The sequence below is a fragment of the Pedobacter heparinus DSM 2366 genome, assembly GCF_000023825.1.
GTDB classification, from domain to species: Bacteria; Bacteroidota; Bacteroidia; order Sphingobacteriales; family Sphingobacteriaceae; genus Pedobacter; species Pedobacter heparinus.
Genome location: NC_013061.1, coordinates 4,286,910 through 4,300,580, shown reverse-complemented (window position 1 = coordinate 4,300,580; position 13,671 = coordinate 4,286,910). Strand labels below are relative to the sequence as shown.

Below are 13,671 nucleotides of genomic sequence, written 5' to 3'. Positions count from 1 at the left end.
GATTTCTACCTTTGCAATCCCAAACACAGGGAGCCTGATTGACGGAGTTGATCAGGGGAATAAAAAAGATTGAAGCGCTGAGATTTGAAACAGAGATCTGGAATAATAAGACCAGGCCGAAACTGAAAAAGGAAGCGAAGATATATACAGGAGACCCGTGAGGCGATTCGAGAAGTTCATTAAAGAGATGTCATTTATAAAGCGTAGCGAGGTAAGATAGTACGATTTCAAAGTACATGAATACGGAGCTATTTTTTCGAGTTGAATTCTAACTGGACAATACAATTAGAATAAGACTATTATTAATTAAGTTAAGAATGGTCAGCGTTCAAACAACACATTTACAATGGAGAGTTTGATCCTGGCTCAGGATGAACGCTAGCGGCAGGCCTAATACATGCAAGTCGAACGAGATTAAGGGGCTTGCTCCTTATGAAAGTGGCGCACGGGTGCGTAACGCGTATGCAACCTACCTTAATCAGGGGGATAGCCCGAAGAAATTCGGATTAACACCGCATAAAAACACAGGATAGCATTATCCAATGTTCAAATATTTATAGGATTAAGATGGGCATGCGTGTCATTAGCTAGTTGGCGGGGTAACGGCCCACCAAGGCGACGATGACTAGGGGATCTGAGAGGATGACCCCCCACACTGGTACTGAGACACGGACCAGACTCCTACGGGAGGCAGCAGTAAGGAATATTGGTCAATGGAGGGAACTCTGAACCAGCCATGCCGCGTGCAGGAAGACAGCCCTCTGGGTCGTAAACTGCTTTTATTCGGGAATAAACCTACTTACGTGTAAGTAGCTGAATGTACCGAAGGAATAAGGATCGGCTAACTCCGTGCCAGCAGCCGCGGTAATACGGAGGATCCAAGCGTTATCCGGATTTATTGGGTTTAAAGGGTGCGTAGGCGGCCTGTTAAGTCAGGGGTGAAAGACGGTAGCTCAACTATCGCAGTGCCCTTGATACTGACGGGCTTGAATACACTAGAGGTAGGCGGAATGTGACAAGTAGCGGTGAAATGCATAGATATGTCACAGAACACCGATTGCGAAGGCAGCTTACTATGGTGTGATTGACGCTGAGGCACGAAAGCGTGGGGATCAAACAGGATTAGATACCCTGGTAGTCCACGCCCTAAACGATGAATACTCGCTGTTAGCGATATACAGTTAGCGGCTAAGCGAAAGCGTTAAGTATTCCACCTGGGGAGTACGCCCGCAAGGGTGAAACTCAAAGGAATTGACGGGGGCCCGCACAAGCGGAGGAGCATGTGGTTTAATTCGATGATACGCGAGGAACCTTACCCGGGCTTGAAAGTTAGTGAATTAGATAGAGATATTTAAGTGAGCAATCACACGAAACTAGGTGCTGCATGGCTGTCGTCAGCTCGTGCCGTGAGGTGTTGGGTTAAGTCCCGCAACGAGCGCAACCCCTATGTTTAGTTGCCAGCACGTTAAGGTGGGGACTCTAAACAGACTGCCTGTGCAAACAGAGAGGAAGGAGGGGACGACGTCAAGTCATCATGGCCCTTACGTCCGGGGCTACACACGTGCTACAATGGATGGTACAGAGGGCAGCAAGCTGGCAACAGCAAGCGAATCTCAAAAAGCCATTCACAGTTCGGATAGAGGTCTGCAACTCGACCTCTTGAAGTTGGATTCGCTAGTAATCGCGTATCAGCAATGACGCGGTGAATACGTTCCCGGGCCTTGTACACACCGCCCGTCAAGCCATGGAAGTTGGGGGTACCTAAAGTACGTAACCGCAAGGAGCGTCCTAGGGTAAAACCGATAACTGGGGCTAAGTCGTAACAAGGTAGCCGTACCGGAAGGTGCGGCTGGAATACCTCCTTTCTGGAGTAGGTTTGACTACTCGCTACGCTAAATGATATAAATGACTATATATCTCAAAACAAGACAACCCATAGGATGAAGCATGGTTTAGTGCTCCATACTGAAAAGGGGACATGAGTAGATCAAAAGATTTGTGAAAATGAGAAATCAGTACTCATAAACCTTAAGGAATCCATAGTCCCGTAGCTCAGTTTGGTTAGAGCACTACACTGATAATGTAGGGGTCAGCAGTTCAAATCTGCTCGGGACTACATTAAGAATAATCTTAAGGGGGATTAGCTCAGCTGGCTAGAGCGCCTGCCTTGCACGCAGGAGGTCAACGGTTCGACTCCGTTATTCTCCACCATCACCGGTGCCTAAGATAAAAGGTACAGAAATAGGTAGCAGGAATGCAACCCGGGATAGAAAAGTTCTTTGACATATTGGAAGAAGTTAAAAAGAAGAGCAAACAACAATAGAGACGTTGTTTGATTGGATGAAGGGATGAAGTAAGCAATTACGACAAACCAACTGAAGGTTTAACAACAAATCAAAAAAAGCATTTCCATAGGCGCAAAAGGCTATGGAGAGAAGAAAGTAAATAAGAGCACACAGGGGATGCCTTGGCTCTCAGAGGCGATGAAAGACGTGATAAGCTGCGATAAGCTACGGGGATTAGCAAATATGAATTGATCCGTAGATTTCTGAATGGGGAAACCTGGCTAGTTGAAGACTAGTCGTACAAAGTACGCAAACCTGCCGAACTGAAACATCTAAGTAAGCAGAGGAAGAGAAAATAATAATGATTTCCTAAGTAGTGGCGAGCGAAAGGGAAAGAGCCCAAACCAGCCTTGTTACGGCAAGACTGGGGTTGTAGGACTACGATATGATTATAATGCAATGAAGTGGAACAGGATGGGAAGCCTGGCAAAATAGAGTGAGAGCCTCGTACACGTAAGTACCATTAGTCTAGTAGTATCCTGAGTACCGCGAGGTCGGAGACGCCTTGTGGGAATCTGCCGGCACCATCCGGTAAGGCTAAATACTCCTGAGAGACCGATAGTGAACCAGTACCGTGAGGGAAAGGTGAAAAGAACCCCGAACAGGGGAGTGAAATAGAACCTGAAACTGTGTGCTTACAAGCGGTCGGAGCGTCCAGGTGGCGTGACGGCGTGCCTTTTGCATAATGAGCCTACGAGTTACTCTTCTCTGGCAAGGTTAAGTGTTTAAGACACGGATCCGAAGCGAAAGCGAGTCTGAATAGGGCGTATAGTCAGGGGAGGTAGACGCGAAACCTTGTGATCTACCCATGGACAGGTTGAAGGTGCGGTAACACGTACTGGAGGACCGAACCGATAAACGTTGAAAAGTTTCCGGATGATCTGTGGGTAGGGGTGAAAGGCTAATCAAACTGGGAAATAGCTCGTACTCCCCGAAATGTTTTTAGGAACAGCGTCGTGGTAGAGTTAAATAGAGGTAGAGCTACTGATTGGGTGCGGGGGAGTCAAATCCTACCAAATCCAGACAAACTCCGAATGCTATTTAATATACACGGCAGTGAGGCGCGGGGTGCTAAGGTCACGCGCCGAGAGGGAAAGAACCCAGACCATCAGCTAAGGTCCCCAAGTTACAGTTAAGTTGAACTAACGAGGTCCGATTGCACAGACAGCTAGGATGTTGGCTTGGAAGCAGCCATTCATTTAAAGAGTGCGTAACAGCTCACTAGTCGAGCGATCGGGCATGGATAATAAACGGGCATCAAATTGTACACCGAAGCTATGGGTAATATTAATATTACGGTAGGGGAGCATTCCAGCGGCAGCGAAGGTATGACGTAAGTTTTGCTGGAGCTTCTGGAAAAGCAAATGTAGGCATAAGTAACGATAAGGCAGGCGAGAAACCTGCCCGCCGAAAGGATAAGGTTTCCTGATCAACGCTAATCGGATCAGGGTTAGTCGGGGCCTAAGGAGAACCCGAAAGGGATATTCGATGGACAACGGGTTAATATTCCCGTACTTTTTATAACTGCGATGTGGGGACGGAGTAGTGACACTGCCGCGATCTGACGGAATAGATCGTTGAAGGCTGTAGGTATAGGACCGGTAGGCAAATCCGCCGGTCTTGCTAAAGGCTGATAGTACCGCAAACCTTCGGGGGCGTGGATAGTGCAGGTAATCAGACTTCCAAGAAAAACCGCTAAGCTTCAGGTTATAAAAACCCGTACCGCAAACCGACACAGGTATCCGGGAAGAGAATTCTAAGGCGCTCGAGTGAATCATGGCTAAGGAACTCGGCAAAATGGCCCTGTAACTTCGGGAGAAGGGGCGCTGGTAGCAATATCAGCCGCAGTGAAAAGGCCCAGGCGACTGTTTAACAAAAACACATGGCTTTGCAAAATCGAAAGATGAAGTATAAGGCCTGACACCTGCCCGGTGCTGGAAGGTTAAGAGGGGATGTTAGGGTTAAACCGAAGCATTGAATTGAAGCCCCAGTAAACGGCGGCCGTAACTATAACGGTCCTAAGGTAGCGAAATTCCTTGTCGGGTAAGTTCCGACCTGCACGAATGGTGTAACGATCTGGGCGCTGTCTCAGCCATGAGCTCGGTGAAATTGTGGTCCCGGTGAAGACGCCGGGTACCCGCAACGGGACGGAAAGACCCCATGCACCTTCACTACAATTTAACATTGACATTGGATACAGGATGTGTAGGATAGGTGGGAGACTATGAAGCGGTGTCGCCAGGCATCGTGGAGTCAACGTTGAAATACCACCCTTTCTGTATTCGGTGTCTAACTTCACCTAGTGAAGGACATTGTTTGATGGGTAGTTTGACTGGGGTGGTCGCCTCCAAAAAGGTAACGGAGGCTTTCAAAGGTAAGCTCAATACGCTTGGTAACCGTATGAGGAGTGCAATAGCATAAGCTTGCTTGACTGTGAGGCATACAAGCCGAGCAGGGTCGAAAGACGGATATAGTGATCCGGTGGTTCTGCATGGAAGGGCCATCGCTCAAAGGATAAAAGGTACGCTGGGGATAACAGGCTGATCTCCCCCAAGAGCTCATATCGACGGGGAGGTTTGGCACCTCGATGTCGGCTCGTCACATCCTGGGGCTGGAGAAGGTCCCAAGGGTTCGGCTGTTCGCCGATTAAAGTGGCACGCGAGCTGGGTTCAGAACGTCGCGAGACAGTTCGGTCCCTATCTGTTGTGGGCGTAGGAATTTTGAGTGGGGCTGACCTTAGTACGAGAGGACCGGGTTGGACTAGCCTCTAGTGAATCTGTTGTTCCGCCAGGGGCATTGCAGAGTAGCTACGCTGGGAATAGATAAGCGCTGAAAGCATCTAAGTGCGAAACTAGCCACGAGATGAGAATTCCATATAGGACCGTAGCAGACTACTACGTTGATAGGTTACAGATGTAAAGGTGGTGACATCAAAGTCGAGTAATACTAATCATCCGAAGCTTTCAAAAGCAGAACACTGTTGTTTGTTCTTCCTAAAAACTTCTTTCAATAATATGTCATTGTTATCCTGCTGAATCAAGCGGTTCCTGAAATTGAGATCAGGGATTAAAGCTAAAAGATATAAAAGCTGAATAACATTAAAAATATTTAGGTGCCTATATCGGTGGTGTCCACCTCTTCCCATTCCGAACAGAGAAGTTAAGCCCACCAGAGCCGATGGTACTGCGGTAACACGTGGGAGAGTAGGTCGGTGCCAAATCTTAAAGAAAGCCGGTAGTCCAGATGACTACCGGCTTTTCTTGTTTCAAGCCCCCCAAACACCTGGGCCAAAACCAAAAACTTGTTTAAACCCAAGTTTGTTAAAATATGCTAAATCTTTATCCTGAAGTCAATAAAACCGTATTATTGTATTTTACGTTAATTTATAGAAGCGCTGAACAATGAAACTGAGATCTATAGTATTTTTTATTGCCTGCTTTTTCCTGCATACCGCAGTTTTTTCGCAGGACAAGAATGTAAAGCTTCCGGCAAACTGGTATAATCTGGACCTGATAAAAGACGGATATTTTGGTATCAGTACTGAAAAGGCATATACTGAACTTTTACAGCATAGAAAGCCAAAAGAGAAGATCATTGTGGCGGTGATTGATGGTGGAGTGGACATTAGCCATGAAGATTTGAAGGATGTACTGTGGACAAACAAAAAGGAGATTGCAGGAAATGGCATAGATGATGATGGCAATGGATATGCGGATGATGTACATGGCTGGAATTTTATAGGCTCAAAAAAGGGGAACCTGGCTTATGACAATCTGGAGCTGGTAAGGATTTTCAGGGAGTATCAGCCAAAATACAGGTCTACAATTAAATCAACAATTTTGGACAGCACGCAAAAAGAGGAATTTGCCTTGTATACCAAGGTAACTGCGGCATTTGGAAAAAAATACGATGAAGCACACCAGACTTTTGCAGTTGTGGCTATGATCAATAAAGTGCTGGATTCTGTAGGGCAGATCAACCATAAGGCAATTCCTTCACTGGAAGATATTGAGCGTTATAAGGCCGACAGTGAAGAAGAGGAACAATGCAAAAAGATTATCAGGAAAGGGGCCAGGGAAAGCGGATCTATAGAGAAGTTCCACAAGGAAATGAAGGATGCTTATAAACAGTATGATGTGATGCTGAAGTATAACCTAAATCCTAAATATGATGAACGTGGGGCACTGGTGGGGGATGACTATTCGAATGCAAAAGAGCGGTTTTATGGAAATAATGATGTAGCCGGACCAAATGCGGAGCATGGCACACATGTTTCCGGTATAATTGCTGCAAATAGAAAGAACAACATAGGCATAAACGGTGTGGCCGATAATGTGAGTATTATGGCCATCAGAGTAGTGCCGGAAGGTGATGAGCGCGATAAGGATGTTGCCAATGGGATAAGATATGCGGTAGATAATGGTGCAAGAGTAATTAATATGAGCTTTGGAAAAGGCTTTAAATGGAATAAGGAGGTTGTTGATGATGCTGTTAAATATGCTGAGAAAAAAGGCGTATTGCTGGTACATGCAGCCGGTAATGATAACCAGAATAATGACCTGGAAGAAAATTATCCTACTAAATATTATGACAGTCCGGAAGCCATAGCCTATAAAAAGGCCCATAAGAAGCCAGACCTTAGTGCAATGTTGTTCAGGCCGAATGCCAATCAGCAGCAAGGCCCTGGCATGGGGCGTAATGTGCCGACACTGCCCTTGAAACCGGTAATTGATACCGCTAAGTTTAATTTGCCCCATGCCAATAACTGGATTGAGGTTGGTGCAAGTGCTTATAAGAACGATGCGAGTTTGAAGGCGTCTTTTTCTAATTACGGCAAATATACCGTAGATGTTTTTGCGCCGGGTTTCATGATTAAATCAACTGTTCCGGGATCTAAGTACGAAGAGTTTGACGGTACCAGTATGGCTGCTCCTGTTGTTTCTGGCCTGGCTGCCTTAATTTTGAGCTATTATCCTGAACTTAAACCGCGTGAAGTAAGAGAGATCATTATGAAATCTGTGGTTAAGGTTGAGCAGAAGGTAAAGCATGAAAATTCAAGGGGTGAAAGTGAACGGATCAGTTTTAAGGAACTGTGTGTAAGCGGGGGTGTTGTTAATGCTTATGAAGCCTTAAAATTGGCAGAACATTATAAAACAAAATAGTCCGGTGGACACGACCTATAGTCATGAGGTGGTAAAAGCATCTTTAATTATGCTTTTTTCAGGGGAATCAGTGACTGTTAAAGTTAAAGTGAATGCCGTTTTATAACTTTTGTGGGGTTTCTTTTTACAATGGTTTTGTCTTCCAGAATTGCTTGTACTACAGTTTTACCCATCGCTTCAAAATCTGTTGAAATGACTGTGATCCCATCTTCAAGTACTTCTTTCACCAGGGTATCGTTGTAAGAGATCAGCCCTATATCTTTACCGAGTTTAAGTTTCTTTTTTCGGGCCAGTTTAATTAACATCACATCATCCGTATCATATCTGCTAAAGGTTACATATGCATTACCTTTCTGGAAGGTCTTTTCATCAATTTCAGATTGTATCAAGTAAGGGTGTTCAATTTCCGTACAATAATGTAAAAAACCTTCAATAACCAATCTGGCATGCACAGCTTCGGGATGTGCAACCAAAATCAGCCGGTCGTATTTCTTCAATTCATCTTTTAACTTATGAAGGCTATGGTAAATGTCGTAACCATAATCCTGGTATATACTGCTATAGTTGCCTGATAAACCTTGTTCGTTTAAATCAATGATTATTCTTTTTTTATCCGGAATTAGGTTTAGGAGTGGGGCTACATTTTCCTTCAGAAAAGTTGCAATGACATAATGCGTATATGTTCCCAGGTTTTCTTTGATTAATTTTTCAAATACCTGGTAATTATGATGGTGAAAGTAAATGTCTATATCGGCCCGGTCTTCCAATTGGTTAAAAAGAGTACGATAGAACTGCTCACGCAGGATATTCATTTTATCGAGCAGTAAAAAAACACGAAATGAGTGATGGATAGATTTTTTGCGTACGTAATATCCCTTCCTGTATACAGATTCTACAATACCTTTTTCTACAAGTTCATTTAGGCCTTTGAGTAAAGTTTCCTTACTCATTTTTAATTGTTGCTGCAGTTGTTTGAGCGAGGGTAGCTGATCTCCGATATGGAGCTGATCAATTTCAATCAATGACATAATATGATCGGCCAGTTGCTGGTATTTCATTTTACCATGACCACCTTTTTGATGCGCATTTTCAGTTAAAACTTCTGTCATGTGGATATTATTTAGACAAATGTAACTAATAGACCATACAAACCAAACCAGACAAGCTATCAAATTTTATGTAAACGCTTTTTTGGAGTATTAAAAAGGTATTTGTAAAATTTTATTTTTTTAATAGAAATAAAATGCTTTATATTTGTTTAGCAGACCAGACCATACCATACTAGATCACTTTAAGATTGATTTATAGAACCAGAGCGATCTGTTTTGTGGCTTTTTGTGGAGGGAAAGAGAATGCGTGTAATACTACCAAACCAAATATAAATTATAAATATGAAACCAAACTTACTTTTTACCATGTTATTGGTTCTGGGTATTCCGCTGGCCGGTCTGGCCCAGGCGGTAAAAACCATAACCGGAACTGTTATTGATGAAAAAGGAGGTCCTTTACCCGGCGTAAAAGTAGTCCTTCAGGGAAAAGCTACATCGGGGGTAACAGATGGCCAGGGCCACTTTAGCCTTTCCAATACCAAAGAAGGCGATTTGCTGCTGGTCTCCATGATTGGCTACACCAGCAAAACAGTGATCGTAAGCAGCCAAAATCAGTATAAAATCCAACTGGAAACCAGTAGTACGTCCTTAAATGATGTGGTCATTATTGGTTATGGGGAAGTAAAGCGAAAAGACCTTACCGGTGCAGTGGGCTCTGTTAACATAAAAGATATGGAAAAGGCGCCGGTGGTTTCTTTTGAAGATGCCCTGGCAGGACGTGTGGCTGGTGTACAGGTCGGATCCGGCGATGGCCAACCGGGTAGTATCAGTAACATCACCATCCGGGGTGGAAATTCAATTACCCAATCAAACTCACCACTTTATGTGATTGATGGCTTTCCTTTGGAAAGCCCAGATAACAATACCATTAATCCGGACGATATCGAGTCAATAGATATATTGAAAGACGCATCTTCTACGGCAATTTATGGGGCAAGGGGGGCTAATGGGGTGATCATGATCAAAACTAAGGAGGGTAAGGTAGGCGCGCCGGTGGTTACCTATAACAATTGGCTGGGCTATCAGTACCCAGGTAAACAGATAGAGGTGATGAGCCCTTATGAGTTTGTGAAATATCAGTTGGACTTGAATAAGACGTCCGCTACCGCTTTGTATCTTAAGGATGGAAAAACCCTGGATGCATACCGGAATGAGCAGGGAATAAACTGGCAGGACCATGTAATGCAGAACGCATTTATGCAAAATCATAGCTTCTCTATGAGAGGTGGAACTGCGGCCACAAAGTATTCGGTGAGCAGCTCTTATTTAAATCAAAATGGAATTGTTATTAATGGTGGATATAAAAGATACCAGGGCCGGTTTCAAATAGATCAACGTGTGGGACAAAATATAAGAATTGGCCTTAATACCAATTATACATACGGAATCAAAAAAGGTCAGATTGCCAATTTAACCAGTGATAACCTAAACAGCAGTTCGGCAGGAAATGCCAGTTCATATTTGATGTACAGCACCTGGGGATACAGGCCGGTAACGGGTAGCGGGGATGATGGGAATTTCCTTGACCAACCTTTTGATGATGATGTTGCTTCCAATACAGATTTAAGGATCAACCCTGTGGTAAACTCCAACAACATGTATCAGTATGCTTTTAATAAATCGCTTAGTGCCAATGCTTTTGTGGAGTATTCTTTTCTGAAGTATTTTAAGTTTAAGGTAAGTGGAGGAATGACAGATACTCGTCTTGCGTTCGAACGTTTTAACAATTCCAATACGGCAGCCGGAAATCCGCGGACCGTTTATGGGCAAAACTATGGTATCAACGGTTCACTTGAAAACCAGAATATCCGCAGTTTACTGAACGAGAACCTGCTCACCTTTAACAAAACATTTAACAAGAAGCACCGTTTAGACGCTGTAGGTGGTTTTACCATGCAGAGGAATAGTATGGAGGGGGATGGATTTGTTTCTATTTTATTGCCAAATGAAGTACTGGGCGTGAGAGGGCTTGGCCAGGGTACTATACTTTCAAAAACAACTACCGGTACTTATTCCACACTGGTATCATTTCTTAGCCGGGTTAATTATACGTTTAACTCCCGCTATATATTTACCGCATCTTTACGTGCCGACGGCTCTTCCAAATTTGCTCCGGAAAGCAGGTGGGCATATTTTCCTTCCGGGGCCTTTGCCTGGAATATAGGGGAAGAGAAATTTTTGAAGGACATTAAAGCTATTTCTGCTGCAAAACTGAGGTTGTCGTATGGGATTACCGGAAACAACAGGGTTTCGGATTTTGCCTATCTACCTGTGTTAGGTATGGAAGTAGGTGCCAATACCGGGAATACCAAAAGTGGTTATTATTTTAACGGTCAATACATTAAAGGAACGGTTCCAATTGGGGTAGGAAATGAAGACCTCAAATGGGAACCTACCGGCAGTTTTGACGCGGGACTCGATCTCAGCTTTTTTAACCAGCGTCTGAGTATTACTGCTGATTTCTATCATAAAAGAACCTCTGATTTACTACTGAATGCTTCTTTGCCTACATCAACAGGATACCTTACTGCCTTTAAAAATATAGGTGTTGTGGTAAACAAGGGATTTGAGTTTACCCTAAATACGGTAAACCTGAGTTCAAAGCGGTTTAACTGGACATCCAGTTTCAACATTGCCTTCAATAAGAACAAAATTGATGAACTGAATGGCAACCAACCAAGCCTGATTACGCGGGTTACCAGCTGGAATGCCAATTTTAATAATTCACTGCCCTATATTGCTTTGCCAGGGCGGCAGGTAGCTTTATTTTACGGTTATGTTTTTGATGGACTATACCAATTGAACGATTTTAATGTATTGTCGAACGGAAGTTACGAGCTGAAAGGGGAAGTGCCTAACAATGGTAGTGCACGTTCGCTGATTAAGCCAGGGTTCATTAAATACAAAGACATCAATGGAGATGGTATTGTCGACGCAAATGACCAGACGATCATAGGTAATCCTAATCCCTTGCACATTGGCGGATTGACCAATAATTTCAGGTATGGACAATTCGACCTCAACGTTTTCTTACAGTGGTCGTACGGTAATGATATTTTAAATGCAAACCGGATCGTATTTGAAGGAGCGGAAGCAAGACCAAGCCTGAATATGTTTAAGACCTATGAAAACAGATGGTCTGTAGAAAATCAGAATAGTGTGCTGCCGGTTGCCGGTGGTTATGGCCCCAATGTATTCTCTGACAGAAATATTGAAGATGGTTCATTTCTTCGTTTAAAGACGGTTTCTCTTGGCTATAACCTATCCCCCGAACTGATGAAAAGACTGAAGATACAGTCGGTCCGCATCCATGTTTCGGCACAAAACCTGGTAACCTGGACGAATTATTCGGGTCTGGATCCTGAAGTTTCAGTGCGGCATTCTTCGCTTACACCTGGTTTTGACTGGAGCGCGTATCCACGGGCACGGACCATCACCTTTGGTATGAACCTAACTTTTTAACGATAAATGTTTTTACAAATGAAAACAACTTTATTTTATATCGCTATGATGCTGGCACTGGTTGTCACCTCATGTTCAAAGATCCTGGACACAACCCCACAGGATTTTGTATCACCAATAAATTATTACAATACAGAAAGCGAACTGCAATCTGCATTGGCCGGAGTATACGACCGTTTGGGCGATAACAGGGTTTATTCACAAGGTATGGCCTGCTATATGGTTTTTAGTGACGAGTTTTTCATGAAAAGTCAGACATCGGGAATGAATGCCAATATTGTAGATGCTTCTACCCTGGAACTAAACAGGCACTGGGAAGCGATTTATACCGGCATTGAACGCGCAAATATGTTACTGGAGAACATAGATAAGGCGGTTAAGGTAACTGAAGAAAAGCGTAACGAAATAAAAGGGCAGGCACTTTTTTTAAGGGCTTACTATTATTTTATGCTGGCAGATGAGTTTGGGCCGGTACCTTTAAAGCTTCAATCCAGCAAATCGCCTGAAGAAGCCCCACTTCCGGGTACTCCTGTAAAAGATATTTATGCGCGTATAGTGGCCGATATGAAACAGGCAGAGGAGTTGGTAAAGTCGGTTTCTGACTATGGCTATAATACGCGAATTACGAAAACGACAGTACAAGGTATACTGGCCAGGGTTTATCTGACTATGGCGGGTTTTCCACTAAATGATGTTGCAAAATATGCTGATGCCAGAAGCTATGCAGAAAAAGTAATGCTATCTGGATTGCACGGGCTGAACCCTGATTTTAAACAGGTCTATATCAATCATGTGCAGGAAATATTTGACACAAGAGAAAGTTTATGGGAAGTCGAATTTAAAGGAACGAACCAGGGTGAAATACAGGAGGGTGGTATGATTGGCAGTTATAATGGCATTACCAGTGGAAACATTGAGATGGGCTATGGTTATGATTATGTGCATGCTACTGCAAAGCTTTACAATGCCTATGCAGCTGGCGACCAGAGAAAGGACTGGACGGTTGCACCTTTCAGATATGTAACTACCGGACAAACGGCGGTAAAGACCAATTGGGCGGCAGATCAGATATACGACAGGAGCAATGGGAAATGGAGGCGGGAGTATGAACTTCTTCTGCCAAGAAATCAAAACTATACCGGTACCAACTGGCCTTTGTTAAGATATGCGGATGTATTGCTGATGTTTGCAGAAGCTGATAATTATGTAAACAATGGTCCATCTGCCGACGCGTACAAAGCCATCAATATGGTAAGGCGCAGGGGATATGGAAAAGATGTACTCCTGCCAGATGTCCAGGCAGATGCTGCTGCTGGTTTATCCCAGCCGGACTTTCTGGACCTGATCAGGAACGAGCGTCTGCGAGAGCTTGCTTTCGAAGGACTCCGGAAACATGACCTTGTAAGATGGGGCATTTATCCTTCTGTGATGCAGGCGCAGGTTAGAGAGTACCAGGCCAATATGCCTGCGGCTTTAAAAGACCCTGCTATTGCACAGGCACAACGTGTAACAGAACGGGCCGTGCTGTTCCCGATTCCTAACAGCGAGCTGGCCGTTAACCCTAATATTAAACAAAACACAGGATGGTAACTA

The 13,671-nt window shown here is 44.0% G+C and carries 4 protein-coding genes, 2 tRNA genes and 3 rRNA genes; 8 read left to right on the top strand and 1 reads right to left on the bottom strand.

Translation table 11 applies throughout. The features are described 5' to 3' along the window. Window positions 1-343: 343 nt before the first annotated feature. From PHEP_RS17930 to PHEP_RS17905, 6 genes are all read left to right on the top strand, one after another. Window positions 344-1,865: ribosomal RNA gene (locus tag PHEP_RS17930) — 16S ribosomal RNA — on the top strand. Window positions 1,866-2,041: 176 nt separating this feature from the next. Further along, window positions 2,042-2,116, top strand: a tRNA-Ile gene (locus tag PHEP_RS17925). 18 nt (window positions 2,117-2,134) lie between these two features. Next, window positions 2,135-2,211, top strand: a tRNA-Ala gene (locus PHEP_RS17920). Window positions 2,212-2,435: 224 nt separating this feature from the next. Continuing rightward, window positions 2,436-5,314 (top strand): 23S ribosomal RNA (locus PHEP_RS17915). Window positions 5,315-5,453: 139 nt separating this feature from the next. After that, window positions 5,454-5,565: ribosomal RNA gene (gene rrf / locus PHEP_RS17910) — 5S ribosomal RNA — on the top strand. The 16S, 23S and 5S rRNA genes sit together here with 2 tRNA genes alongside, the layout of an rRNA operon. Before the next feature lie 181 nt (window positions 5,566-5,746). After that, on the top strand, window positions 5,747-7,507 hold the full coding sequence (locus tag PHEP_RS17905) for a S8 family peptidase (RefSeq protein WP_015809398.1): 1,761 nt from the start codon (window positions 5,747-5,749) through the stop codon (window positions 7,505-7,507). 83 nt (window positions 7,508-7,590) lie between these two features. Here the strand turns inward: PHEP_RS17905 and PHEP_RS17900 are convergent, their stop codons facing one another. Next, window positions 7,591-8,616: a GntR family transcriptional regulator gene (locus PHEP_RS17900; protein WP_015809397.1), complete on the bottom strand. Its 1,026-nt coding sequence runs from the start codon at window positions 8,614-8,616 to the stop codon at window positions 7,591-7,593. A gap of 282 nt (window positions 8,617-8,898) precedes the next feature. Between PHEP_RS17900 and PHEP_RS17895 the strand changes: the two genes are divergently transcribed. Beyond that, the gene (locus tag PHEP_RS17895) at window positions 8,899-12,078 is read left to right on the top strand and encodes a SusC/RagA family TonB-linked outer membrane protein (protein WP_015809396.1); all 3,180 of its coding nucleotides are present in this window, start codon (window positions 8,899-8,901) and stop codon (window positions 12,076-12,078) included. 18 nt (window positions 12,079-12,096) lie between these two features. Next, a complete protein-coding gene (locus tag PHEP_RS17890) occupies window positions 12,097-13,668 on the top strand; it encodes a RagB/SusD family nutrient uptake outer membrane protein (protein ID WP_036674243.1) in 1,572 nt (523 codons plus the stop codon). Window positions 13,669-13,671: the final 3 nt, after the last annotated feature.